The 23,683-nt window shown below is 67.5% G+C and carries 24 protein-coding genes and 1 pseudogene; 10 read left to right on the top strand and 15 right to left on the bottom strand.

Annotated elements, in window-relative coordinates; all coding sequences use genetic code 11:
- Nucleotides 1-295: 295 nt before the first annotated feature.
- The 3 genes from A3CU_RS48095 to A3CU_RS0133900 all read left to right on the top strand — a co-directional run bounded on the left by A3CU_RS48095 (nucleotide 296) and on the right by A3CU_RS0133900 (nucleotide 2,737).
- Nucleotides 296-1,366 (top strand): carotenoid oxygenase family protein, encoded by a 1,071-nt coding sequence (locus A3CU_RS48095; protein WP_052372655.1) that lies wholly within the window; start codon nucleotides 296-298, stop codon nucleotides 1,364-1,366.
- A gap of 26 nt (nucleotides 1,367-1,392) precedes the next feature.
- A complete protein-coding gene (locus A3CU_RS0133905; RefSeq protein ID WP_027945986.1) occupies nucleotides 1,393-1,764 on the top strand; it encodes a hypothetical protein in 372 nt (123 codons plus the stop codon).
- Nucleotides 1,765-1,855: 91 nt separating this feature from the next.
- Entirely contained in the window at nucleotides 1,856-2,737 is an 882-nt protein-coding gene (locus A3CU_RS0133900; protein WP_027945985.1) for a hypothetical protein, read from the top strand.
- 100 nt (nucleotides 2,738-2,837) lie between these two features.
- Here A3CU_RS0133900 and A3CU_RS0133895 read toward each other — a convergent pair whose 3' ends face one another.
- Nucleotides 2,838-4,334 carry an Ig-like domain repeat protein gene (locus A3CU_RS0133895; RefSeq protein WP_245617468.1) on the bottom strand — a complete coding sequence of 499 codons (1,497 nt, stop codon included), beginning with the start codon at nucleotides 4,332-4,334 and terminating at the stop codon, nucleotides 2,838-2,840.
- 457 nt (nucleotides 4,335-4,791) lie between these two features.
- Nucleotides 4,792-5,250 (bottom strand): hypothetical protein, encoded by a 459-nt coding sequence (locus tag A3CU_RS0133890; RefSeq protein ID WP_027945983.1) that lies wholly within the window; start codon nucleotides 5,248-5,250, stop codon nucleotides 4,792-4,794.
- 151 nt (nucleotides 5,251-5,401) lie between these two features.
- Between A3CU_RS0133890 and A3CU_RS0133885 the strand changes: the two genes are divergently transcribed.
- The gene (locus A3CU_RS0133885) at nucleotides 5,402-6,292 is read left to right on the top strand and encodes an alpha/beta fold hydrolase (protein WP_027945982.1); all 891 of its coding nucleotides are present in this window, start codon (nucleotides 5,402-5,404) and stop codon (nucleotides 6,290-6,292) included.
- Between the two features lie 147 nt (nucleotides 6,293-6,439).
- Here A3CU_RS0133885 and A3CU_RS0133880 read toward each other — a convergent pair whose 3' ends face one another.
- From A3CU_RS0133880 to A3CU_RS0133870, 3 genes are all read right to left on the bottom strand, one after another.
- Complete coding sequence (locus tag A3CU_RS0133880; RefSeq protein WP_027945981.1) at nucleotides 6,440-7,309, bottom strand: alpha/beta fold hydrolase; 870 nt, start codon at nucleotides 7,307-7,309, stop codon at nucleotides 6,440-6,442.
- A 448-nt stretch (nucleotides 7,310-7,757) separates the two neighbouring features.
- The gene (locus A3CU_RS0133875) at nucleotides 7,758-9,155 is read right to left on the bottom strand and encodes a DHA2 family efflux MFS transporter permease subunit (RefSeq protein ID WP_052372653.1); all 1,398 of its coding nucleotides are present in this window, start codon (nucleotides 9,153-9,155) and stop codon (nucleotides 7,758-7,760) included.
- A 340-nt stretch (nucleotides 9,156-9,495) separates the two neighbouring features.
- Entirely contained in the window at nucleotides 9,496-10,116 is a 621-nt protein-coding gene (locus tag A3CU_RS0133870) for an NADPH-dependent FMN reductase (RefSeq protein WP_027945979.1), read from the bottom strand.
- Nucleotides 10,117-10,182: 66 nt separating this feature from the next.
- Here A3CU_RS0133870 and A3CU_RS48090 point away from each other — a divergent pair, with 66 nt between their 5' ends.
- A complete protein-coding gene (locus tag A3CU_RS48090) occupies nucleotides 10,183-10,824 on the top strand; it encodes a TetR/AcrR family transcriptional regulator (protein ID WP_245617467.1) in 642 nt (213 codons plus the stop codon).
- A gap of 99 nt (nucleotides 10,825-10,923) precedes the next feature.
- Here A3CU_RS48090 and A3CU_RS50680 read toward each other — a convergent pair.
- Together A3CU_RS50680 and A3CU_RS0133850 are read right to left on the bottom strand one after the other, a co-directional pair.
- Nucleotides 10,924-11,620 (bottom strand): annotated as a pseudogene (locus A3CU_RS50680) (transposase).
- A gap of 223 nt (nucleotides 11,621-11,843) precedes the next feature.
- Nucleotides 11,844-12,212, bottom strand: a complete 369-nt coding sequence (locus tag A3CU_RS0133850; protein ID WP_027945977.1) for a VOC family protein — start codon at nucleotides 12,210-12,212, stop codon at nucleotides 11,844-11,846.
- A 63-nt stretch (nucleotides 12,213-12,275) separates the two neighbouring features.
- Between A3CU_RS0133850 and A3CU_RS0133845 the strand changes: the two genes are divergently transcribed.
- Complete coding sequence (locus A3CU_RS0133845) at nucleotides 12,276-12,734, top strand: MarR family winged helix-turn-helix transcriptional regulator (RefSeq protein ID WP_027945976.1); 459 nt, start codon at nucleotides 12,276-12,278, stop codon at nucleotides 12,732-12,734.
- Nucleotides 12,735-13,027: 293 nt separating this feature from the next.
- On the opposite strand, the gene A3CU_RS48080 is transcribed toward A3CU_RS0133845, so the two are convergent.
- Nucleotides 13,028-13,309, bottom strand: a complete 282-nt coding sequence (locus A3CU_RS48080) for a DUF6247 family protein (RefSeq protein WP_063628948.1) — start codon at nucleotides 13,307-13,309, stop codon at nucleotides 13,028-13,030.
- A gap of 202 nt (nucleotides 13,310-13,511) precedes the next feature.
- Here A3CU_RS48080 and A3CU_RS48075 point away from each other — a divergent pair, with 202 nt between their 5' ends.
- Nucleotides 13,512-14,636, top strand: coding sequence for a sulfite oxidase (locus A3CU_RS48075; protein ID WP_211246591.1), 1,125 nt, complete (start codon nucleotides 13,512-13,514; stop codon nucleotides 14,634-14,636).
- Nucleotides 14,637-14,807: 171 nt separating this feature from the next.
- The gene (locus A3CU_RS0133825; protein WP_027945975.1) at nucleotides 14,808-15,332 is read left to right on the top strand and encodes a hypothetical protein; all 525 of its coding nucleotides are present in this window, start codon (nucleotides 14,808-14,810) and stop codon (nucleotides 15,330-15,332) included.
- A 291-nt stretch (nucleotides 15,333-15,623) separates the two neighbouring features.
- On the opposite strand, the gene A3CU_RS0133820 is transcribed toward A3CU_RS0133825, so the two are convergent.
- From A3CU_RS0133820 to A3CU_RS0133790, 7 genes are all read right to left on the bottom strand, one after another.
- Entirely contained in the window at nucleotides 15,624-16,190 is a 567-nt protein-coding gene (locus tag A3CU_RS0133820) for a hemerythrin domain-containing protein (protein WP_043843517.1), read from the bottom strand.
- A gap of 60 nt (nucleotides 16,191-16,250) precedes the next feature.
- Entirely contained in the window at nucleotides 16,251-16,772 is a 522-nt protein-coding gene (locus A3CU_RS48070) for a DUF421 domain-containing protein (protein ID WP_052372648.1), read from the bottom strand.
- Nucleotides 16,773-16,868: 96 nt separating this feature from the next.
- A complete protein-coding gene (gene qcrB / locus A3CU_RS48065) occupies nucleotides 16,869-18,380 on the bottom strand; it encodes a cytochrome bc1 complex cytochrome b subunit (RefSeq protein WP_052372646.1) in 1,512 nt (503 codons plus the stop codon).
- Nucleotides 18,364-18,855: a hypothetical protein gene (locus A3CU_RS0133805; RefSeq protein ID WP_211246592.1), complete on the bottom strand. Its 492-nt coding sequence runs from the start codon at nucleotides 18,853-18,855 to the stop codon at nucleotides 18,364-18,366. The genes qcrB and A3CU_RS0133805 overlap by 17 nt, the downstream gene beginning before the upstream one ends.
- Nucleotides 18,855-19,346, bottom strand: a complete 492-nt coding sequence (locus A3CU_RS0133800; RefSeq protein WP_027945972.1) for a hypothetical protein — start codon at nucleotides 19,344-19,346, stop codon at nucleotides 18,855-18,857. Before A3CU_RS0133800 ends, A3CU_RS0133805 begins: the two co-directional genes overlap by 1 nt.
- The gene (locus tag A3CU_RS48060; protein ID WP_043843515.1) at nucleotides 19,343-20,962 is read right to left on the bottom strand and encodes a cytochrome c oxidase subunit I; all 1,620 of its coding nucleotides are present in this window, start codon (nucleotides 20,960-20,962) and stop codon (nucleotides 19,343-19,345) included. Before A3CU_RS48060 ends, A3CU_RS0133800 begins: the two co-directional genes overlap by 4 nt.
- Before the next feature lie 163 nt (nucleotides 20,963-21,125).
- Nucleotides 21,126-21,776, bottom strand: coding sequence for a cytochrome c oxidase subunit II (locus A3CU_RS0133790; RefSeq protein ID WP_027945971.1), 651 nt, complete (start codon nucleotides 21,774-21,776; stop codon nucleotides 21,126-21,128).
- Between the two features lie 265 nt (nucleotides 21,777-22,041).
- Here A3CU_RS0133790 and A3CU_RS0133785 point away from each other — a divergent pair, with 265 nt between their 5' ends.
- Both A3CU_RS0133785 and A3CU_RS54120 read left to right on the top strand, forming a co-directional pair.
- Nucleotides 22,042-23,070: an NAD-dependent epimerase/dehydratase family protein gene (locus A3CU_RS0133785; RefSeq protein WP_027945970.1), complete on the top strand. Its 1,029-nt coding sequence runs from the start codon at nucleotides 22,042-22,044 to the stop codon at nucleotides 23,068-23,070.
- Between the two features lie 323 nt (nucleotides 23,071-23,393).
- Nucleotides 23,394-23,683: hypothetical protein (locus A3CU_RS54120; RefSeq protein ID WP_211246590.1), on the top strand; the 290-nt coding region annotated here is incomplete at its 3' end.

Below are 23,683 nucleotides of genomic sequence, written 5' to 3'. Positions count from 1 at the left end.
CAGAACCCCTTGCCCAGCTCTGGTTTCGATGTCATTTTGATCATAACGACGCGTCTTCGATGGTTCACTTGTATTCGCCTTCCCGACCCCCACCTGACACCGTCTCGCAGTGCCTTTTCCCTGTCGCTCACCACCACGACTCATTCACCGCAGCAACACAGGGCGGTTTGAGATCTCCGCCTGCACAGCGATCCCGAAGGGCCCACCTTCATCACAAACACAGCACCGCTCCAGTTCAGATCTCGCCTTCTACACCGAAACCCTCCCCTTTCACGTTCATGGCACACGCGAAGGCATGATCCACGGCGTCCGGCTCGAGGACGGCAGGGCAGCGTGGTACCGCAACCGCTGGGTCCGCACGCGCAGTTTCACCGGTGACACGACCGAAGGCCCCGAGACCGACCTGACCGCGTCGGTGGCCAACACGCACGTCGTCAACCACGCCGGCCGCACGCTCGCGCTCGTCGAGTCGTCGCTGCCGTATGAGATAACGTCCGAACTGGACACCGTGGGACCCTACGACTTCCACGGCAAGCTGCGCACGGCGATGACAGCGCATCCCAAGATCTGCCCGGAGACCGGCGAGCTGCACTTCTTCGGCTACGGCAAGGCCGAGCCATACCTCACCTACCACCGTGCCGACGCGCATGGCGAGCTCGAGTTCTCGCGGCCGATCCCCGTGCCGGGGCCGACCATGATGCACGACTTCGCGCTCACCAGCCGGCACGTGATCTTCCTCGACCTGCCGGTGGTGTTCGACCCGGCCACGCACGTCGGAATGCCGTTCCGCTGGGATGACGGCTACGGGGCGCGCATCGGCGTGCTGTCCCGCACGGATCCCGCGGGCGATGTGCGCTGGTACCCGATCGAGCCGTGCTACGTGTTCCACGTTCTCAACGCCCACGAGGTGAACCACGAGATCGTGCTGCATGTCGTGCGCTACCCGCACCTGTGGCGGGAGGGAAGCGAAGACCGTCTGGCGGACTTGTGGCGGTGGCGGATCGATACGCGCACGGGCACGGTCCACGAGGAACAGCTCGACGACCGGGCGTGCGAATTTCCCCGGATCGACGACCGCTTCGCCGGTCTTGACGTCCGATACGGGCAGGTCACCGCACGCGACGCGCTGATCCGTTACGACCTGCACACCGGTGCCGCCACCACGCACACCTTCGCGCCCGGCCGCACACCGGGCGAGGCCGTGTTCGCGCCGCCGAACTGGCTCATCACCTACGTCTACGACCAGTCGACCGGCACGAGCGAGGTCGTCATCCTCGACGCCACCGACCTTCGGACCGTCGTCGCCACGGTCCACCTGCCCGGCCGCGTCCCCCAGGGCTTCCACGGCAACTGGATCGCGGACTGACCAGAACCACGAAGAGGAGTACCGCAGTGGACGGGTTCGAAGCAGCGCTTGACGATCTTCTCGATGCCAGTAAGAAGGTTTCCGAAGCGGCAGATGTCGTCGCAGGAGTACGGGACAGCGTGAAGGGGATGGACCTGCACGCGGAACCACCCCGGCACTTCGGGGACATCTCAGGGCTGCTCCATCGGCGCCCGGCGACGGCGTTCGGCGATTCGCTGGGCATGTCTTCGGTGGCCTATGCCTATGACCAGCATCGCCGGCGCGCGGCCGACAAACTGGAGGAACTGCGGCAGAACACCGAGGCGACCGCCCACGCCCTCGGGCGGGTCGCCGAGCTGTACGAGGAATCCGACACGATCGCGCAGTCACACCTCACCCGATTGCACAAAAGTATGTAGGAGAAGACATGGGGAAAACGAAGCCCTGACCGACGGCATTGTCGAGTCGCTACACGACGCCGCCATCGATGCCTTCGAAGCAATCGACATCATGACCATGTCCTCCAACGTTGTCGTGTCGGATTTCACGCACGATGCCAAGGACCGGTGGAAGGACGAAATCCGATCCCGATTTCTTGATTTCTCCCGGGCGGACCTCGAGCCCGGCTCCCCGAACGGTTTACAGGCGATCATCGACGACCTCGGCTCGCTCCGCGAACCACTGCCGCACGACGGTAAACCGAAACTGCGGCAGGCTTATGACGAGCTGAACGACTGGCACGGGGACGGCGCGACGGCCGCGAAGTCGTCTCTCCTCCGGCTCCAGGAAGACTACGACCAGGTCTACACGAGTCTGTCCATTCTGCAGAGCGATGTGGTGGCGGCGCGGGAAATGGTGGCCAAGGGACGTAGTGACCTGGTCGGTCTCGCCGCCGACTTCAAAAGCGCCGCTGAGCAGTACCACCGAACGGAGCAGGCCAACCAGTTCGGTTTCAGCGAGGTGCTGAAGGCCGCGTTCGCGGGCGCGGTCACCGGACTGCTCGCCGTCGGCGCCGGCGAAGTACTCGCCCCGGGTGCGCTGATCGCCGGGAACGTGGCGGGGTCGATGGCGGTGAGCGCGGCGAACGCGCAAGTCCCGCTGGACGGCGAAAAACCGGACGAGATCCAGGGGGACTTCATCGACGCGATCGACCGGATCAAGGACGGCATCGACCAGACCGTGAACCAACTCGTGCACGACATCAACACGCTGCAGCTGCCGAAGCTGCAGGACCCGCCCGACGTCAGCCCCGGCCGCACCTTCGACCCGGACGACTTCGGCACCCCTGACACCCCCGGCGACGTCAGGCGTCGCGTTCGCGGATCGGGCAAGGACATCCCGCAGTACGAGCCCGGGGAACGCAACGACAACGCCGCCAAGCCGTTCACCTGAAGGGCGAGCCCCACCGGAAAGGCTCAGCCCAACGGTTCCGGCCACGCTGGACGCAGTGGCCGGAACCGTCCGGATCAGGCATTTTCACCGCACGCCGAGATCACTTCTTCTTGGCGAGTTCGCCTTTCTTTGCCGGTGTGATGTGTATCGAAACCGGCTCCTTCACCGGTTTCTTCACTATGGGCTTCGGTTTGGGTGGGAATGGCGGTATCGGCGGCTTGGGTCTTACGCCGATCACGGTGACCGTGTTCGATGTGGACGGTGTGCAGGTTTCATTGCCGTTATATCGGGCGGTGAAGGTGTGCACACCCGGTGGCACCCGGACTCTCAGCACGGCTCTGCCGTCGATGAGCGGCACGGTGGCGATTTCCACCCCGTCCATGAAGAAGGTGACGGTTCCGGTCGGTATGCTGCCGTTGCAGGTGACGTCCGCGGTCAGGGTCACCTTGTCCCCGGCTTTCACCTTCTTGGCCGAGGCCTTCAAACACGTCTGGCTCTCGCGGTCGGGAGGAATCGGCTCTTCACTGTTGATCGACACATTGCGAAGCAGGTGCACGTCGGTGAACAGGCCGGTCGAGGCCGCGAACCCGAACTTGTAGGTGTTCGGCACGTCCGGCGGTGCCGGGACATCGAGCACCCGGTGCGGCCCGGTCCCGTCGTTGAAGTCGATCGTCACGATCAACTGCGGGGCCGGAGCCGGGGTGAGCACCACGTTCACCCGGCGACGCGAGGGCTCCAGGGCTTGCTGGGCCGCCTCCGGCTCCGGCGGCACCACGGTCGTGGGCCCGTGCAACGACCCGGGCAGGGTCGAGGGCCACGGCCCGTTGGGGCCGAAGTTGCTGGTGGTCGCGGTCCAGAAGCAGTACCCCTCGGTCCCGTTACCCGGACCGCGCACGGTCACCATGTTCGGTCCCGGTGCGGGCACCCGGAATATCGTTCCGGCCGGCGAGCGCAGCCCCTCCGGACAGCCGAAGCCGCGACGCTCCCAGTCGCCGAAGAAGTTGCCCAGCACGTCCAGGCCCACCCCGAGGTAGCCCTCGGGTACCCCGGGCAGGAAGGGATTCTCGGGGTTGTCGTCGGGCAACTTCTGCGCATAGCCGAGGCTGCCACCGAAAGCACCCGGATGGTTCAGGTCGACGTTGCCGTTGACCAGGAAGAACGAGATGCCGTCCGCCGGCGAGAACTCCGGCGTGGTGGTGCCGTACTGCCACTGGTCGAACGTGACGTTCAGCCCGAAACTGGCCGGAATCGCGTGGTTGTACAGGACGGCACCCGCCTGGTCCCGGCTCGCGTCCGTCAATCGCAGGAAGCCGAACGGGGCGGCGTCGTTGGGAGGCACGGGTCCGACTCCGACGGCGGGACAGCCGCCCGGCGGGTGGTTCAACGGCGGTATCGCCGCCACCGGGGGCGCGCCGGTCAGGCAGGCCGACCCGACCGCCGTGAACTCCGGCGCGGTCGCATTGGTGAACGTTTCCTGCACGAGGGGCGATCCCGCCTGAAAGGGAAAGGGCAGCACCGCCGGGCCTGCCGGCCCCATGGGGCCGCGCATCCCGGCGGTCGCGACCGCGGGCATCGCCGCCGTCGCCAGCAAAGCCATGGTCACGACCACCACACTCGCGGCCCGCCGCCGCCCACCGCCGTGCGCTCGGCGTATCAAACGCCGAATCCAATAATTCGGATAATATGAATTCACTATTGTCAAACCCCTTGAGGTATCAGCGAAAAAAGGGATGCAGCAATGCGCGGTGGCACCCGCGCATCGATCAACCTGGCATACCGGCAACCTCGCCCGCCATGTCCCGAACGGCTACGACCACCGGAATCCACCGGTCCGAGGTTCCCTCGGACGCGTGAAGGTGATCACTCGCATCGCGCGGCACAGCTGGGATCCCGCCGCAGCCGGCGCGACACACCGGCCCCGGCCGACGACAAGTGCGGGCCGCCCACCCGCGGCGAAGCCAACCTCAATACACTACGAAAAGAATTCCCCGTGGGCGCGAAAGAAAAAGAATCTCGCCGTGGTTTGAAATCAGTTCGACCGGTGCCCGGCCGGCTCAGGCGCGGTATTCCTGGCGGAGTCGGTCACGTATCGAAGCCGGGACGACACCACCGTCTGGATGGCGAGTGAGCTTGCCGCGACTGATCAGGTCGTGTACCCCCTGACGGCTGATGCCCAGCATCGCTCCGGCTACCGGGTAGGACACGCGAACAGCGGTCGGGTGGCCCGTCCGGCGCGCCGTGACCTGACCCATGGGTGTGCGCCACCAGTCCATCGGCGGATCGAACGGCTCGTCGCTGGGATACAACGCCGCGACCACCCGCATGATGACGCCGAGGACGGTGTCGTCGTCGGCCTCGATCATCTCGCGCGCCCACACCGCGGCTTGAGCGCGTATCCGCGCCCGCAGCTCCGCTACCGCGCCGGCATCCTGAAGCAGGATCTCCAATGGGTCCAGACAACGGGCGTCGACCAGTGCGACGAGTTGGTCGCGAAGTTCCGCCTCGAGGGTCACACCTCACCGCCTCAGATTTTGACGCGCATGGTCAAACGCCTGCTCGGGGACGTCAAGGCTCCAAGAGCGGCTTGACGACACCTGTCAAGCATTCTATGGTGCGCACTACTTGACGCACATCGTCAAGTAGTATCGGTTGAGGAGGAACGACATGGTCGATGAGCTGACGGTGCCCGGAGAGCCAACCTTGGTGGTACGCGATTTCGGCGGTGCTGACAACGGTCGTGCCATCGTGTTGCTCCACGGGATGGGTGGCAACGCCCTGCACTGGACGGCGTTGGCGCCGCTACTGACCGATCGGTACCGGGTCGTCGCGCTCGACCTGCGTTGCCACGGCAAGTCGGGCGACGGCCCGTGGCGGTGGGATTTGCTGGTCGACGACGTCGAACGCGCGGTAACGCGGCTCGGGCTCGACCGGCCCGCGATCGTGGGCCACTCCCTCGGTGGAGCGGTGGCCGCGTTCTGGGCCCAGCGGCATCCGGAATGCCCGGGAGCAGTGGACATCGATGGCATCCGGGCGGTCGAGACGGCCCCGGAGAACTACATCGGAGGCGATCCGCAGACCATCCGCCGCCAACTGGCCGAGCTGAGCTCGGCCTTCCAGGCACAGGCGACGACGATGGCGGGCCCGCTCAGCGACGAGCACTACACCGCGATGCGGGAACAACAGCGGCAACTCGGTGGCGACATCGCCGCCGAGGCGTTCGATCGCAACATGGTCGATCGAGACGGTTCGAGGTTCCTACGGCCCAACGCCGACACCGTCGCGGCTTTCCGTGCGCAGATGACCGAGGTGGACCTGTTCGAGGTGTTCGCCTCGGCACGGTGCCCGCTGTTGGTCTGTGCCGCGACGAAAGGCTTACCGGGAACCGAACAATTCGCGGAACTGCTGGCGGCACAGCGCCGCGGCGTCGATCGAGATCTTGCCCTCGCCGAACAGGCCAACCCCCACCTCCGGATCGAACGAATCGCGGCCAGTCACAACATGGCGCACGAACAGCCCGGCGAACTCGCCGCCCTGATCAGGAAATTCCTCGACTGACCGCCGGCCCCGTCACCGTCACGTCGGCGAGCGAGGACATGGCGCCTCTCTCGGCAGTGGCGGGCCGGCGGCTGGTTGGTCACTGTGGACAGTGCGGTGAACGCGGTCTCTGTTCTCCGGGAAGGTTTCGGGGACAACCAGGCGTCGTCAGCTGTCGCCGAGAACGTCGCGCAGTTTGCGCGCGAAGGCCTCGGGTTGGCCGGCGTATCCGGACTCGCCGCCGACGAAACCGCCGTGGTGGCTCGGAAACACGGTCGCCTGCTGACCGAGTAGCTCGGCGGTGGCCACCGAGGTGCGGCCGGTCATGGTGTTCCTCGACTCCTCGCCCACGGCGATCACGACGCGGGTCGGCGCTGCGGCCAGCGCGTCGACATCGGGGCGATAGACAACGACGGCCGAGGATCGGTCGGAGAGCAGCGGGTCGTCCCGGGAGCCGTCGTCCTCGGTCGGCATGCCGAACATGGCGGGGTCGGCGGGAGGCTGGGCGAAGTAGTCGTCGGTGAACTCGCCTTGCCACGACGTCATCGCGACGAAGGCCGCCATGCCGGCACCGAAGCCCTTGGCCTCGTACGCGTCCCGAACACCGGCAAAGGCACGCTCGGCGGCCGCGGCGTCGGGCAGCACGGGAAGGATCGGCGGCTCATGTGCCACCAGGGTGGTCACGTCGCTCGGATAGGCCGCCACGAGCGCGAGCGCGGTCACCGCACCACCACTACTCGCGAACATCTCGACGGGCCCGGCGCCGAGTGCCTCGATGACCGCGTGCACGTCGCCCGCCTGGACCGCGGGCACGTTGTCGACCCTGCCATCTTTACGGGTGCTGCGGCCGAGCCCACGCGGGTCGTAGGTGATCACGGTGCGGTCGGGAAAGTGCGACGCCAACGTGGTGAAGCCGCTGGCGTCCATGGGCTGGCCGATCATGAACAGCGGTGGGCGTCCGTCCGCGGTGGGCAGCGGGCCGTGCACGTCGTACACGATGTCGGCCTCGGCGGTTTCAAGTGTGTGTGTCGTCGTCATGACAGTGGAGACTCCTCCCTCGGCGAAAACTCATCGGACCCTACGTCAACGGCTCCCGCAACTGCGTGACCTGTGCCAGCCCACACAACAACGCCCGCGATCCCGATGAAGCCCACCCGCCGTGACCCGCGGCCTCGGTCGTGATGGCGTCCACGGAAAATGATTTGATGGCTGGTCGCAGGCCAGCGAAAATCTGCACCTCCCACCGCACGGCCGGCGCTTTGACCTACGGCGGCTCGTCTGCACCGCCTGCGGCCATGCCACCGACCGGGCTGGTTCCCGGTCGCTGTACGGCCCCGAGCGGTGCGGGACGGTTAGAGACCCCTTTTTCCAGCACCCGTTGTGGCTACAGACCGACTGCCGCGGACATGTGCTCTGGGCCTACAACCTTCGCAGCTCTGTCCCACCCGGATAGCACGAGTGGGTCCGCGGATACCGCCGGCCGGCCTCAAGTGCGTTGCGCGGCGGCTTCTCTGGCGTCGGACGGGGTCGCGCGTTGGATGAGCAGGGCGGCGCCGAGGGCACCCAACGCGCCGATGCAGACCGCCAGGAAACCGGTCCGGAAGGCGGCGTCGAGATCCGGCAGGCGGGCGGCAATGAGCACAGCGAACACCGATCCGCCCAGCGCGCCCCCGACCCGCGCCAGGATGTTGACCTGGGTGGTGGCGTCGGACAGTTGATCCGGCCTGACGGTCTTGTAGGCGGCGATGCTCGTGGGCATGCCGACCAGCACCACGGCGCCGCCGTAGCCGACGAGCAGGAGCTGCACGAGGGCGCCCGGGGTGTCCACGGGAAGGAACACGAATGGGGCGGTACTGACGACCGCGAGTACCGCCCCGGCGAAGGACACGGGCGCCGCGCCGTAGCGGTCGATGGCCCTACCGGTGAACGGCGCGACGACCGCGGTCGCACCGGCGAAGCCGAGCAGGTTCAGGCCGGTCGCAACGACGTCGAGATGCCGTCCGAGCTGGAAGTAGAGCGTGACGATGAGGCCACTGCCGAAGATCAGCGCGCCGGTGAACGCCGAGGCCAGGCTCGCGGCGCGGTAGAGCCGGTTGCGGTAGAGGGACAGGTCGAGCACGGGGTGCGGGTGGGTGCGCGACCGCTGGATGAACCAGGCCAGGGCGGCGAATCCCAGCGCTGCGGCCGCCAGTACGGGAACGCCGAGTCGACCGGTCTCGCCCCACCTCGTCACGGCGAAAACGACGAGCGGCAGTCCCGTGACGACGAGCGCGAGTCCCACCGGATCGATGGGGCGCGCGTTACCCGACTCGCCCCGCGGAACGTAGCGGCGGCCGAGCAGCAGCCCGACCAGCCCGATCGGCAGGTTGATCGCGAACAGCCACGGCCACGACAGTGCGTGCAAGATCAGTCCTCCCGCGAGTGGACCGAGCGCGGGCGCCACGCTCACCGCGATGCCGAGCGTCGCCATGACCCGGCCAAGCCGTGCCGAACCGACCTCCTGACCAAGGATCGTCTGTCCGGTTGGGATGAGTAGCCCGCCGGCGAGCCCCTGCAACACCCGGAACACGATCAGCACGCCGACCGTTGGCGCCATGGCACACAGACCGGAGGTCACGGTGAACCCGGCGAGCGAGGCGAGCCAGACGCGTCCGGCCCCGAAACGGCGGCCCAGCCACCCGGCCAGCGGAAGCGACAGCGCGAGCGCGAGCAGGTAACCGCTCGCCACCCACTGGGTGACGGCGAGATCCGCGTGGAGGTCCTTGCTGATGGAGTCCAGGCCGATGTTGACCACGGAGGCGTCGAGCCCGCTGGCGAAGGCGCCGAACACGATGACCCAGCAGATGCGCCACGTTGACCATTCGATGCGATCGCCGAGCGTCATGCTTGTTCCTCCGCGAGTTCGCGCGCGACCGCGTCCTGTGATGGGGGCTCGGCCCCCACACCCCGACTGGAGGCAAGCCCCCAGACGCTCCGCCCTGCGGGGGCTCCGCCCCCAACCCCCGACTGGAGGCAAGCCCCCAGACCGCTGTGTCTTGTGGTGGCTCCGCCCCCACACCCCCGACCGGGGGCAAGCCCCCAGACCCCCTTGATCGTGTCGACGGGGCGCTCCATGAGGGAGCAAGTCACGTCCTCGACCAGAGCGCCCCGCCGCCCCGATAGCGGGGCTTGGCGGCGGCGCGCGTGGTGGTCACCGTGATTGCCGCGAGTTGACACAAAGGGTGTCATGACAGGACCGGCGAAGCGGGCTGCTCCCGCAGCGGGCGAAGCGCGGCGGACCAGTCGACGAGTTCGTCGAGCATGCGCTCGAGAACCCCATCGTGATGCCCCGCCGGCGCCAGAGTGCCGGGCTCGGACATGTCGGGGATGTCGAAGTCGGTGAAAAGACCCAGCGATACCTGGCTGCGCACGCACGCGACCTTCACCTCGGCCAGGGTCAGGCGCAGGTGCTCGACGGCCCGGGTCCCGCCGTTGAGGCCATAGCTGACGAAGCCGGCCGCCTTGTCGTTCCACTCGGCGAACAGGAAGTCGACGGCGTTCTTGAGCGCCGCCGGCATCGAGTGGTTGTACTCCGGAGTCACGAACACGAAGCCGTCGCAGGAGTCGACGAGTTGCGCCCACCGCTTGGTGTGGGCATTGCGGTACTCGCCGATCGCCGCCGGCATCGGTTCGTCCAACAACGGCAGTTTCAGCTCGGCGAGGTCGAACACAGCGATTTCGGCGCGCTCCCGCAGCTGCGCGGCGGCACGGTCGCGAACCCACTCGGCGACCTTCAACGCCCGGCGTCCGGGACGAGTGCTGCCGACCACGACTGCGAGGCGGAGGGAACGTTCAGTCCTTGTCATGACAGCGAAGGTACAACGTTCGTTGCACTGTTTGCAACGGTCGTTGTAATCAGTCACACTTGGGACATGCCGATGAGACCGGACAAGCAACGCGCGCTGCTCGACGGCGCCCTGCGGCTCTTCGCACGTGACGGGTACACCCGCGCCGGCATCGATGCGCTCGCCGCCGAAGCAGGGGTTTCGTCACGCACGATCTACAACCACTACGGCGACAAGGCCGCGTTGTTCCGGGCGGTCATCCTGGACAGCTCAGACCGGGTGGCCGAACACCAGATCGCGCTGGCCGACAAGCTGCTCGGACGAGTCATCGATCTCGAGTCCGACCTCGTCGAGTTCGGCACCAGGTGGGCCGCACACGACCCGGACACGGAGCTGCACTTTGCGCTCGTCCGCCAGATCCGGGCCGACATCGACCACATCGATCCCGGCACCGTCGCCGCCTGGCACCAGCGCGGTCCGCTGAGGGTGCGCGAAGCCCTCGCCGCCCACCTCCGGCGGCTGTCGGACCGCGGTCTACTGGCTCCCGACGATCCCTCCATGGCTGCGCTGCATCTGGTCCAACTCACCGCGGGCAGCGTCGCCGCCGCAGGTCCGGACGCCGACCGCGACGCGATCGTCCGGGCCGGCGTCGGCGTGTTCCTCCGTGCCTACGCGCCGGCCGAACCATCGGCGCGCAAACAACACGGAGCCACCGCACGCCGGCAGTAGCGAACCGTCCTTGACGGGCATTGGACTTCCGCTCCAGCGCAGCTGAATACCCGAGCGATTCACGCTGAAGTCAGTTCGTGCGGAACGTTTTCAGGCCCTTCACAGACGAGGGTGTAGTCGCGGGCTGAAGCCGCCGGTCTCGAGCAGGGACCTAGCGATGTAGTTGGTGAGGTTGCGGAAGCCGAGAGCGGAGCCGCGTAGGTGTTCGAGTCGTCCGTTGATCGCTTCGGTGGGTCCGTTGCTGGTGCAGGGGCGGTCGAAGTAGGCGAGCACGTCGTCGGCGCGCTTCTTCAGTGTCCGGCCGAGCGTGACGAGCTCGGTGAGGGCAGCCGGGACGCCGGCGCCGACGGAGTCGATCAGCTTCTCCATCATCTCCTTGCCGAGCTTGCGGTCAGGTCGCGGTAGGCGGCGATCATCCGCTGATAGATCCCCCAGGTCGCCTCGACTTCGACGTGCGTGTCGCCGTGGCTCTCGGCGTCGTGGCTCGGCGGCACGGCTGGTCCTGGCGCCACACGTGTCCGCAGCCGCCGCACCGGTAACGGCGGATCGTGACCAGCAGCGTCGTGGGACGCCACCCGAACGGCTCGTGAGCAAGGCGCCTGATCACGGTGTCCCGCGGTGATCCCTCCGACCCGTAGCGCCGGCACCACTGGCCAGGTTCAACCACACGGCAGGCAAGGACGGCACGGTCGGGGTCGAGTCGTTGGCCGGTGACCTCCAGTCCGAGTTCGTCGAGTCGGCAGAAGGTGGTCAGATCAGCGCAGGCGAAGCCCGCGCCGACGGTAGCGTCGGGCACGTCGAGGTCTTCCGGATGGGCGGCGGAGGAACCTCCATCCTTGGGCAACCTCGACCTCTATCCGGCCCTCGACGCGCCGAACCATGACCGCCCGGCCTCGACGTCACACTCCGTCCACCCCCAAGTGTGAAGAGCCGGAAAAGTGATCCGCGCCCGGATTCTCGGGCCTCGGGCGCAACCGCGGTCTTCGGGGGCCGGTGATCGTCCGGTGGCGTGTGGTCTGTCAGGCGCGGTCGTGGAGAGTGATCTGGTAGCCGTCGGGGTCGGCGAAGGTGAATGTCCGACCGAAGGGGCCGTCGATCGGTGCGGAGACGATGGTGTGACCGTCGGCGAGGAGAGCATCGTGAATGGCCTGGACGTCTGTGGCGTGGAGCCAGATCGCGGCACCGATGCCGGGCTGAGCAGCGGATGCGAGATCGGTGCCGGGAACGATGTCGCGGAGTGCGAACGCGATCGGCTTGGTCTCGAAGACGACGGCGTGCGGAGGTCCGGTCTGCAAGCGGACGAGGCCGAGGTACTGCTCGTAGAACGCCTGCGAAGCGTCGAGGTCGCGCGCTTGGAGCGAGATGAAGTCGGGGCCGGTGGCGGGCATGATGATGCTCCTTCTCTTCGTGTCAGTCTTCTGACACGGGTCAGCCTATGTCAGGATACTGACATGAGTCAAGACGGTGTCGGCGTCGACCTGAAGACGTCACTGGGCTACCTGCTGAAAGAGGCGTCGAGCGCCCTGCGTGCAGCCATGGAGGAGGTGCTGCGGCCGCTCGGGATGAGCGTGACGCACTACGCTTGCCTCGAGCTGCTGGCTCAACGACCGGGCTTGTCGAACTCCGAGCTCGCGCGGGGCGCGTTCGTGACCCGGCAGACGATGAACGTGCTGCTCCAGGCCCTGGAACGAGACGGCTACGTGACCAGGCCCGCGAAGGCACCCGTCGGAAAGGTTCTCCCCACGCGGCTCACGCCGCGCGGCCGACGGAGCCTCGAGAAGGCGACCATAGCGGTCCGGTCCGTCGAGGTCAGAATGCTGGCCGGCATGACCGAGACCGAGCAGTCAGACGCGTTCCGGATCCTGCGAAGCATGATCCATTCCCTGCGCGATGGCAACAACGGCGCATAGCTCGTTCCCCGGCGCACGTCTCGTCGCGTGCGGATAGGAGTGCAGCCGAGCGTGAAAATCCGTGCGAGCGACCTCGAAAACCGACGGACCCCCACTACACCCTCTTCTGCGATGAGCCCGTTTTCAGATGCCTGCCTACATACCGACGTCGACCGTGCCTGCTTTCCCAATGTCGTTTTAGTTGTGCAGCCGAGTCGTGGCGTCGAGGTGTTGACGGAGTTCTTGAAACTCGCCTTGGAGGGCCGCGATCTGCGGCTGAAACTGGTTGTCGGTGGTGACCTTGTACACGCGGCTTACCGGCCCAGCCGGGCTTTGGTCCGCGCGAGCGGCTCGTCGGCCGGAATATCCTCTCCGGCCAATCGGGCGGCTGCCCGGCGGTACATCGCGCGGTGTGCTTCGGCTCCGGTCGCCGCCGTCAGCTGTGCCACCAGGCGCCAGGACTCCAGGGTCTCCAGCACCTCCGACAGATCCAGCGTCTCGCCAGCCCTGGCCAGCGCCGCGCGCCAGTCCCGCTCGAACTCGACGGCCTCCTCCGGGATCAGCGCGGCGCGCACCTCAGCCCCGGGACGCTCCAGCGAACGACGGCCCGCCTCGCCCGTACCGTGGTTCGAGAGACGCTGCAGCAGTCACATGCATACGACAGCCCCAAGCCCGGCGCAGACCAGGCATGTCGTTCGGCGCGGCAGTGGCTGACGAGATCAGCCCAGAGGCCTCGGTTGGGCATCCATCAGCGGCCGGGCCCTATCGGAGTCCGGGAATGACGCCCACGGTGGGGTTATGACCACATCAATGAACCACCGGACGACGACCGATCGCAAGGTCGTCAAGCCGACGCCCGCGGAGTTGATGGAGGACACCGGTACGGGCCTGGACTACGGCACCCGGCCCGACCGCATGGTGGGTGATCTCACCGCGACCGATCGCTTCTACCTCCGCAGCCACGCGCCTACCCCTGAGGTGGACGCGGCGACGTGGACACTGCGCGTCGAGGGGAAAGGGGTACGCGAATCGATCTCCTACACCTACGACGATCTGTGGCAGCGCTACCCGCTGGTTTCCCTGGTTCGCACGATCGAATGCGCCGGCAATCGCCGCGTGTTGTTCGGCGCCGAGGTCGGGCGCACCTTCGCGGGCACCCAATGGGGCCGCGGGGCGATCGGCACCGCGGAGTGGACCGGCGTCCGGCTACGCGACCTGCTCGAACCCGCCGGAATCGCCCCGGGCGCATGCGAGGTCATGGCGGAGGGACTCGACGAGATCCGGGCCCGCCGGCCGATGCCGCTGGCCAAGGCCCTGGCCGACGACACCCTGGTCGCCTTGGCGATGAACGGCGAGGTGCTTCCGGCCGACCACGGGTTCCCGGCCCGCCTGGTGGTGTCCGGGTGGCTCGGCGCGGCCAGCATCAAGTGGCTGGGCCGGATCGAAGTGGCCGAAGACCCGATTCACGTGCCCTGGAACACCGAGGACTACGTGCTCATCGGCCCGGATTTCCCGGCGGACGCGCCCGCACGCGGCCCCGCGATCACCACACTGCCGGTGGCCAGCCTGGTGGAGCTGCCCTGGCCGGCGCTGCTCCCGCCGACACCGCAGATCGTCCGGGGACGGGCGTTCGCGGGCGAAAACCGGATCGCGGCGGTCCAGTACCGCATCGACGACGACCCGTGGCAGGACGCGCTGATCACCTCACCGGCCACGCCCGGAGTGTGGGTGCGCTGGCAGTTCCGCTGGCACCCGGAACCCGGCCAACACACCATCCGGGTACGCGCCACCGACGACCAGGGAAATACCCAGCCCGACAGCACGCCGTGGAACGAGCTGGGCTACCTCCACCAGTCCGTGCTGGCCCATCCCGTGCGCGTCGAACCGCCGGCAGCCACGGCCCGCTCGGAAGCCAACGTGTGATCACGAATGTGATCGTGAACTGAATTCCTCAGGACCGGCCCGCGCGGGTACCGCGTCTCACACCGCCTGCTACTGCCGGAAAACCGGTTCTGGCTGGTAGCGTTGGTTGGCTGCTCGGTGGCTGCACGGTAATCGGGCAGGCTTGTGTCCGCCATCGTGAGGTTACCCGCCGTGTCCGTCGATCTGTCCGCCGTCATCTCAGCGACGGCCCAATGGCTGCTGCGCGCCTACCCGCCCGGCGAGGGCGCCCTCAGCACGGCCCTCGCCGAAGCCCAGGCCCGGCAGGCCGTCGCCGTGGCCGCCTGGCTGCGCTACCCGACCGCGGTCGACGCCTCGCTACTCAACGTAGTAGGCCCTGGCGGCTCGGGCCGCCTGGACTGGCTGGCGGGCGTGGAAACGGCCGAAGCGTCCGAGGACGAGTACGCGTGGCGGACCTGGGTCGACGAGGTAGTCGCCAGCTGGGCGGCGTGCCTGCTCGCTGACCCCCGTCTGGCCGCTTCAGCGGCCTCGGCAGTGGCCGATTCCGAGCATCTTTCCGGCATGGCGTGCGACTTCCGCCGGCTGACCGACCCCGATGCGCGCGACCGGCAGGCCGCCATCCTGCTGCGGCACCCGGACCTCCTCGCCCCCATCGCGGAACTACACGCAGCAGAACTGCACGACCGGCTCGACCAGAGTTCCGCCGAAGCCGCCTGAGGCCGCCGGCGCCCGCCCGGTCTCCCAAGCCGGAACTCGGCTTCCCGAACCCAGAGAACACACGCACCCGAACCCGGAACACACGCACCTGAACCGGGAACACACGCACCTGAGCCGGGGACACACCGGGTCCTGGCGTGTCCCCGACTCAGGACGCCGAATTCTCGATTCAGGACGCCGAGTTCCCGGTTCAGGACGCCGAGTTCCGGGTTCGGGGCCTTCGTGACGAGCTGACCGGTCTCGAGTCGACGACCTCAGCCAAGCTGCCGGAACACACCGCGCCCAGCGGGCTCAACGGTGCTGCCTGGTCCAGTCCCGCACCGCGTCGCGCACCCGATCGAACACCGCGATGGGCGGGCCGGCCAGGATGTTCGCCACCGCCGACTCCGGTGCCATCGCGTGCGGCCTGGTCGGCGCGGTGGACTCGGCGATCCTGAGCGCACCCGCCATCCGCCGTAACCGCTCCTCCGGTAGCTTCGCGCGCAACTGCGGGAACTCGTCCCGCTCTTCGTGGTCGGCATGGTCCACGACATCCTTGGCCAGTTGCGCCAGCTTGGCGTCGAAATCCGGATGATCCACCCCAAGATCGTGCAGCTCGGCGAGCGCCTGTTTGGCCTCGCTCTCCTCGTGCAGCCGGGCCTCCACGACACTGTCACCCTTGTCGATCTCCCTGCGGGCCGTGGGATGCACGACGATCTCTTCGGCGGTCTCGTGCACCGCCAGCAGGCGAACCAGGTCCTCGAACAGCTCCCGCTTGCGGTCGCCCTGTGCCTTGGAGAGTTGCCCGAACAGGTCCTTGATCTGCGTGTGCTGGCTGAGCAGCAGCTCCACTACGTTCTGGTCATCCGTCTTAGCCACCTGTGTCACCTCCGCCGCTGTATCGGCATGTCAGAACCCGGGTTCCCGCAATCGGGCCGATCATGCGCCGCGGCCGTTTTCGGCCGTGGCGGTGAGCAGTTCGCCGCCCGATGCGGTCCGCGGCACGACCGTGAATCCGCCCTGGGACTCGAACAACACGAACCGGATATCGGCGAGCGAGTAGAAGCCACGCTGCCGTAACGCGCCGTGCAGGTCGTCCTCGGTGAGCTGGCACCGTCGCATCCGACGATGGTCGATCTCACCGTCGGTCACCAGCACCTCGACGGGATGGTCCATCAGCCGGCTCGCGGTGGGATAGAACCTCAGCCAGGCCAGCACGACATGGACCGCGATCAACGTCGCCAGCACCACGAGCCCGATAACGAACGACGTGCCGACGCTGGTCGCCGTGCGGCCGATGACCGCGCCGATGGCGACGGCCACCACGAAGTCGAAGATCCGCAGTTCGGCGATCGCACGGCGCGGCCCCAGCCGTAGCCCGGCCAGCGCCGCCACGGCCAGCATGGCCGTCTTCGCGCACACCGTACCGAGCGCGGGCCAATCCCCGGTCAACCACGACATCGGCTGCTCCTCACGTGAACTCGAACTCCTCTGGCGGGGGTGATACCCGGCACCGGGCACGGCTAGTGCCATGGCCATCTCTCCGGCAGCGCGGGTTCACGTTTGACGGCCGGACCGTTCTCGTTCGGCGGGTTGTTCGGTTTCGAGGTCTCCGGGCAGATGTGGAACGGGGATGCCGCGATAGCGCGGATAGACCAGGGACTCCCGTTCCGGTTTCAGCGGTTCGACGAGTTCGACGAAGTACCCGCCGTCGCGCTGTTCGATCACACCGGTGTGCACGCCGTAGGCGAGGACGTCCCGGTCGGTGTGCTGCAGGTGCAGGCAGATCCGGTAGGCCACGAGGTAGGCCAGTGGGGGTAGGACAAGGACGCCGATGCGGCCGATCCAGACCAGGTGTTCGATCGGCACCCGGAAGACGTAAGCGACCACGTCGTCGACACCCGCCATGACGAGCACGGCGTAGAAGGTCAGCGCCATCGTGCCGAGGGCCGTGCGGTGCGGCACGTCCCGCGGGCGCTGCGCGATGTTGTGCAGCCGGCGGGTCCTGGTGATCCGTTCCTCGACGAACGGGTAGAGCAGCAAGCCGAAGAACAGCAGGACGGGCATCGCCACGGCGGGCCAGAACACCGCGGGGACGGTGTAGGTGTTCCACAGGTTGATCCGCCACGGCGGCCACAGTCGCATGGCGCCCTCCACCATGAGCAGGTACCAGTCGGGCTGCGAGTTGATCGACACCTGGAACGGGGTGTAGGGCCCGTAATTGAAGACCGGGTTGATCTGGAATATCCCGCCCATCACCGCCAGGACAGCGGTGAGCAGGATGGACAGGCTGATGCTCTTGAGCGCGAAGGAAGGAACCGTGCGCGTTCCCACCACGTTGCGCTCGGTGCCCCGCCGGCCCGGGAACTGGGTGTGTTCCTGGTACCACACACCGGCCAGGTGCACGGCCAGCAGCGCGAGAATGAGCCCGGGAATGAGCAGGATGTGGGCGGTGAACAGGCGGGGAAGGATGATCTCGCCGGGGAACTCGCCGCCGAAGATCAGCCAGTGCAGCCAGGTCCCGAGCACGGGAATGGACAGCGTGATGCCGGACATGATCCGCAGACCGGTGCCGGAAAGCAGGTCGTCGGGCAGGCTGTAGCCGGCGAAGCCCTCGGCGATGCCCAGGAACAGCAGGAATATCCCGATGAGCCAGTTGGCCTCGCGCGGTTTGCGGAAGGCACCGGTGAAGAAGATCCGCAACAGGTGCACCAAGATCGCGGCGACGAAGATGTTCGCCGCCCAGTGATGGATCTGGCGCACCAGCAGGCCGCCCCGGACATCGAAGGAGATGTTGAGGGTGCTGGCGAAGGCCTTCGACACCTCCACGCCGTCGAGGTTGGTGAACGTGCCGTGGTAGATGAGCTTCGCGGAGGACGGGTCGAAGAACAGCGCCAGGTACGTGCCGGTGAGGATGAGCACCACGAAGCTGTAGAGGGCGAGTTCCCCGAACAGGAACGAAAAATGCCCGGGAAAGACCTTGTTGATGCGCGGGCGCAGCAGCTTCGCGGCCTTATAGCGCTCGTCGGCGTTCTGCGCCGCCTCGGCGACCTTATGCATCAGCGCCATGCCCCCACCTCCCCCGCTCGGCGAGCCGGTCCTCACGCACGATCCAGCGCCACATCACGACGACCGCGGCGAGCCCGAGCGGCAGCATGCCGATGATCATGGCCAGTCCCGCGCGCTCCTCACCGGCGATGATCAGGTACACGGCCGCGAGATCGAGTGACGGGCCGGCGAGGAACAGATAGACGGCGCGCACCGCTTCCGGTCTCCCCGGCCGCGGCTGGAGCACCGGGAGCCAGAACCACACCGCGGCCGCGAGCAGCAGGGTGTGCAACGCCAGGTCGGCCGGTACGGGAAAGTCGGTCCGTCCCATCGCGACAGTGAGTGTGCTGTGCAACGCGAGAAACAGTGGCAACACGAGCACCGGTGGCGCGGGTAGGCGGCGCCAGGAGACGAAACGGCGGCCCACCAACACAAGGCCGGGCGCGACGACCGAAGTCATCAGCCCCATCCCGGCCATGTGTGCGACCTCCCCCATCACGACCGCCTCCTGCCCTGCCGCAGCGCGGAGAGGATCCGGGCCCCGGCGACGGCCACCGTGGTCACGCGGGCGGCCCGCTCCAGCACCGGGTGCTCGCTGCGTGGCCGCGGTACCACGGGGCTGCTGCGCACCTCGGTGGGCACCGGCACCGTCCCGGCCCGAAGCCGTTCCCGGTTGAAGGTGAACGCGGCGAGCAGGAGCGGGAACAGCGCCAGGTAACTGATCCAGTGCGTGAACACGAAGCCCAGTCCGAAAAGGATGGCGGCCAGCCCGAGCAAACCGGCCGAACGGCTGCCCGCGGGCAACCGCCAGTGCGGCCCGCTCGACCGCTTGGTGGCCAGCAGCACGGACAGTCCTACCAGGACAGTCAGCACCACACCCGCGGCGTACAGGCCGATGAACTGGAGGGTTTCCCCGTAGGCGAACATGATCGCGGCGAGGATCGCGTTGAACCCCGCCCAGCCGAACACGACCGCCGCGGGCTTCATGCCCGCTCCTCGCTCAGCTCCAGCAGCGGAGCGTAGCCGTCCACCGGCGGTATCGGATGCGCCCGATCGAAGTTGAGCGCGGGCGGTGGCGAAGAGGTCGCCCATTCGAGCGTGAAGGCCTGCCACGGGTTGTCGCCCACGCGACGGGTGCGGCGGCGCGCGGCGGAAACCACCAGGTTGGCCAGGAAACACAGCATGCTCAAGCCGAGCAGGCCGGCGCCGACAGTGGCCAGCAGGTTGAGCGTGCCGAAGCCGTCACGGGGCTGGTAGGTGGCGACCCGGCGCGGCATGCCCTCGATGCCGAGCCAGAACATCGGCAGGAAGGCCAGGTTGGTGCCGGCCACCATCAGCCAGAAATGCGCGTGCCCCAGCCCGGGGCCGAGCATGACCCCGGTCGCCTTGGGAAACCAGAAGTAGAACCCCGCGAACAGCCCGAACAGGCTGCCGGCCACCAGCGTGTAGTGGAAATGCGCCACGACGAAGTAACTGTCCTGCGCCTGGTAGTCGATGATCGGCGTGCCCACCATGATCCCGGTCAGCCCGCCGATGAGGAACTGCGGGATGAATGCCAGCGCGAACAGCATCGGCACGGTGAACCGCATGCGGGCGCCGACGACCGTGCCGATCATGCCGAGGTATTCCAGGCCCGCCGGCACCAGCAGCAGGATCGAGGTCAGCGAATAGTAGTTGTCGGCGACCTGCCAGGTGGTGAACATGTGGTGCCCCCACACGCTCATCGACAACGCCGCGAACGCGAGCAGCGACAGGACGGTCGGCTTGTAGCCGAAGAACCGGCGGCGCGCGAACGTCGACAGCACCTCGGCGACCGCGCCGACGAACGGGAAGAACATCACGTAGACGACCGGGTGCCCGTAAAACCAGAACAAGTGCTGGTAGCCGATGTTCCAGACGTTGCTGGCGAAGACGTCCGGCGAGATCCGCCCGAGCGCGAGCATGCTCAGCGCCGCCAGCAGCGCCGGGAAGGCGGCCAGCACCATCAGGTTCGTGGCCACGATGGACCAGCTGAACACCGGGATCCGCAGCATCGTCATGCCCGGCGCGCGGCGCAGCAGCACCGTCCACAGCACGGTGCCGGCAATGAGGATCATGCCGAGGGCCGTGGTGAAGTTGCCGGTGATCCACAGGTCCGTGCCGGGCCCGGGCGCGAACCGCGCACTGGACAGGGGGGTGTAGGCGGTCCACCCCTCGGCCGCCGGCCCGGTGGTGGTGAGGAAGCCGGACATCACCGTCACCGCACCGAAGAGGTAGAGCCAGAAGCCGAGCATGGTGAGGCGCGGGGCGGCCACGGCGGGCGCACCGACCTGCAGCGGCACCAGATACAGACCGAACGCGATCGCCAGCGGCGTGATGACCAGGTAGATCATGCCGGAGCCGTGCATGGTGAACAGCTCGTTGTAGGTCTCGTTGGTCATCATGTGCTGGTCCGGCTGAGCCAGTTGCCCGCGCATCAGCAGCGCGAGCAGGCCCATCCCGAAGAACAGCACCAGCGCGGTGGCGATGATCAGCAGCGCGATGCGCTTGTGATCCGTGGTGCCCAGCCACGAGCGGCGAGGCTCGTGGACCCCGGTGACGAAAGACGTCCCGGTGGTCGTCATGTCTGTTCCTCCGCCAGTTTGCGCGCGACCGCGATCGCGTCGACAGGGCGCTCTATCCGGGATCGACTCACGTTTTCGACCAGGGCGCCCCGCCGCCCCGATAGCGGGACAAAGGCGCGCGCTCGGTGGTCACCGTGGTTGCCGCGGGTTGCCACAAGGGGTGTCATGTCTGTCCGCCCTGGGCCAGCCACTGCTGGTATTCCTGGGGTGAGACGGCTCGAACGTTGAAATCCATGGTGGCGTGGTAAGAGCCGCAGAACTCGGCGCAGCGGCCCCGCCACTGCCCCGGCTGGTCGAAGGTCAGGGTCACTGTGTTGACGTGGTCGGGAAAGGCGTCCACCTTCACCCGTAGGTCCGGCACCCAGAACGAGTGCTGCACGTCGTTGGCGGTGATCCGCAGCTGGACCGGCTCGCCGGTCGGCACGACCATCGTGGGCAGGGCGGTGTCGCGTGGCCCGCACACCCCGGTGACCGACTTGTTCGCGTCCGGATAGTGGAACCGCCAGCACCACTGGAACGCATCGACGTCGACCTGAGTCGCGGGCGGCGCCGCCCCGGCCCTGGGCTGCACCGCCGTGGTCAGCGAGTTTTGCGACGAAGCGGTCACGAACACGATCGCCCCGGCCACCGCCCCCAGCAACACGGCGTAGCCCACCTCGACGATCGGATGCGAGCTGCGACGCCGGGTGTCGCCGGACCGTTTCCTGCTCAACAGCAGCGCCAAGCTCACCGCGACCGCCACCACGACGAACACGATCGCGGCAACCACGCCCTCCCACCCGATCACGCGCGCGAACGCGTCCCGGAACTCCACGCCATTCCTCCCTGCTCGGGAACCTGCCGTGCAAGTCCTCCACTGCTACCCACGCCGATGGCCCGGCAAACCAGGCCCGGCAACGGGTTCCGTCGCTCCACGATGCGCAGATCAAGTGTTCGGATCGTCACCGACAGTCGCAGTTGGACATCATCGGCCCGGGCATCGCGGCCGAACCGTGGCGGCGGCCGCGTTCGCCCCTGGCGATTCCGCCAGCGGCGAACGCACCTCGACCTACCCTCGTTGTCCCAGCAGGATTACGCCCATGCGTCTTCTGGTCCTCGGTGGCACCTCGTTCCTGTCCAAGCAAATCGCGCACGACGCGGTGGCACGCGGACACGACGTGGTATGCGCGGCGCGTGGCCACTCGGGGTCCGCGCCCGAAGGCGCCCAGCTTCTCGTCCTGGACCGCGACCAGCCAGGCGCCGTCAAAGCCTTGAGCGGTGAGCGGTTCGACGCGGTAGTCGACGTGGCAACAGGGACAGGGGCGCTGCGCTGGGTTCTCGATGCTCTCGATGTGCTGGCCGACCATGCCCAGCACTGGACCTTCGTCTCCACCGTCAACGTCTACGCCGACACGGCCACGTTGGGGCAAACGACCGACGCCCCGCTGTGTGAGCCGGTCCTGGAAACTGTCACCGAGATGACCGTGGAGCGCTACGGCGGCATCAAGGTCGCCTGTGAGAATGCCGTGCGCGAGCGGATGGGCAGCGACCGGGCCTTTGTGGTGCGTTCGGGCCTCATCACCGGCCCCGGCGACGGGTCGGACCGCTTCGGCTACTGGGCGGCGCGGTTCGCCCGCGGCGGTCAAGCCGTCGTCCCCGACAGCCCACGCCAGCCCATCCAGCAAATCGATGTCCGCGACCTCGCCGCCTGGATCGTCACCGCCGCCGAGCAGCGCCTGGCCGGCACCTACGACGCCGTCGGACCCATCCTCGAACTGGGGGCGGTGCTGCGAGAGATCGCGGAACTGGTCGGCACCCCCGACCTTCAACTGGTGCCGATCGCACCGGACACGCTGGTCGAAGCCGGGATCAACCCATGGAGCGGCCCCGCGTCATTGCCCCTCTGGCTGCCGACCGATACATACGGATTCGTCGCCCACGACCCGGCTCCGGCCCGCGCGGCCGGGCTGGCGGTGCGTTCACTGGCCGACACCGTTCGCAGCGCTCTCGCCCATGAACAAACCCGCGGTCTCGACCGGCCCCGTTCCGCGGGGCTGACCCCAGCCGAGGAGCAGAAACTCCTCGAACGCACCGGGGCCCTTGATCAGGCACCGACGACGACCGCCTGAACGCCAGGTCTCGGGAACTCGTCCGCCCGCGGCGCCTTACCGACGCGGACCATCCCGGCTGGCCCGCGAGCGCCACCGTGTGCCGGCCGGGCGAAAGCCACGGGGCCTCCTCGACGCCGCTGGCTTCCATCGCGCTTCCCCTGCCACGCAACCTTCGTTGTCGTGCCCCGTCTAAACATGCGACCACATTTGGTCAGCAGCAAAGGATCGAGGTCGCCATCACTGTCGTGCCCTCAGACACGGGCCCTACCGGCGTGACAGTGTCTCGGGGCTGTGCACGGTGGGTCTTGGCGTGAGCCTGTCGACAAGGGGAGGAAGCGAAGATGGCCAGGGGAATGCGAATCAAGCTGGTCGCCGCGAGCGCGACGATGCTAGGCCTGCTGATGGCAGGGTGCTCTACGCAGCAGCCGCAACCGCCTGCTGGAGCCGGGAATGCAACGTCAGTCGGCACAACGCCGGCTGGATCTGCAATCGTTCAGACGACGGCGTCTTGTACTGACCAGATCAACTACGCGGGCGACCCTCGGTCCAACGCCGAAATCAACTCCATCGGCGAACAAACCGGCACCTGCCCACCTGTCCAAAAACCAGCCGGTACGCAAACCCCTCACAC

Source organism: Amycolatopsis taiwanensis DSM 45107 (assembly GCF_000519205.1).
Taxonomy (GTDB): Bacteria; Actinomycetota; Actinomycetes; order Mycobacteriales; family Pseudonocardiaceae; genus Amycolatopsis_E; species Amycolatopsis_E taiwanensis.
The sequence above is the reverse complement of the archived record's forward strand: the minus strand, read 5'-3'. Positions and strand labels throughout refer to the sequence as shown.

Excerpts from the sequence above, each read along its gene's own strand:
- A3CU_RS48095 (WP_052372655.1), top strand. The coding sequence starts at position 296 with ATGATCCACGGCGTCCGGCTCGAGGACGGCAGGGCAGCGTGGTACCGC.
- A3CU_RS0133880 (WP_027945981.1), bottom strand. The coding sequence starts at position 7,309 with ATGACGACGACACACACACTTGAAACCGCCGAGGCCGACATCGTGTAC.
- A3CU_RS0133875 (WP_052372653.1), bottom strand. The coding sequence starts at position 9,155 with ATGACGCTCGGCGATCGCATCGAATGGTCAACGTGGCGCATCTGCTGG.
- A3CU_RS48075 (WP_211246591.1), top strand. The coding sequence starts at position 13,512 with ATGACCACATCAATGAACCACCGGACGACGACCGATCGCAAGGTCGTC.
- A3CU_RS48090 (WP_245617467.1), top strand. The coding sequence starts at position 10,183 with ATGCCGATGAGACCGGACAAGCAACGCGCGCTGCTCGACGGCGCCCTG.
- qcrB (WP_052372646.1), bottom strand. The coding sequence starts at position 18,380 with ATGGCGCTGATGCATAAGGTCGCCGAGGCGGCGCAGAACGCCGACGAG.
- A3CU_RS0133895 (WP_245617468.1), bottom strand. The coding sequence starts at position 4,334 with ATGGCTTTGCTGGCGACGGCGGCGATGCCCGCGGTCGCGACCGCCGGG.
- A3CU_RS0133850 (WP_027945977.1), bottom strand. The coding sequence starts at position 12,212 with ATGCCCGCCACCGGCCCCGACTTCATCTCGCTCCAAGCGCGCGACCTC.
- A3CU_RS48070 (WP_052372648.1), bottom strand. The coding sequence starts at position 16,772 with ATGTCGTGGTTGACCGGGGATTGGCCCGCGCTCGGTACGGTGTGCGCG.
- A3CU_RS0133870 (WP_027945979.1), bottom strand. The coding sequence starts at position 10,116 with ATGACAAGGACTGAACGTTCCCTCCGCCTCGCAGTCGTGGTCGGCAGC.
- A3CU_RS0133785 (WP_027945970.1), top strand. The coding sequence starts at position 22,042 with ATGCGTCTTCTGGTCCTCGGTGGCACCTCGTTCCTGTCCAAGCAAATC.
- A3CU_RS0133845 (WP_027945976.1), top strand. The coding sequence starts at position 12,276 with ATGAGTCAAGACGGTGTCGGCGTCGACCTGAAGACGTCACTGGGCTAC.
- A3CU_RS0133885 (WP_027945982.1), top strand. The coding sequence starts at position 5,402 with ATGGTCGATGAGCTGACGGTGCCCGGAGAGCCAACCTTGGTGGTACGC.
- A3CU_RS0133800 (WP_027945972.1), bottom strand. The coding sequence starts at position 19,346 with ATGAAGCCCGCGGCGGTCGTGTTCGGCTGGGCGGGGTTCAACGCGATC.
- A3CU_RS0133805 (WP_211246592.1), bottom strand. The coding sequence starts at position 18,855 with ATGGGGGAGGTCGCACACATGGCCGGGATGGGGCTGATGACTTCGGTC.
- A3CU_RS48060 (WP_043843515.1), bottom strand. The coding sequence starts at position 20,962 with ATGACGACCACCGGGACGTCTTTCGTCACCGGGGTCCACGAGCCTCGC.
- A3CU_RS0133900 (WP_027945985.1), top strand. The coding sequence starts at position 1,856 with ATGACCATGTCCTCCAACGTTGTCGTGTCGGATTTCACGCACGATGCC.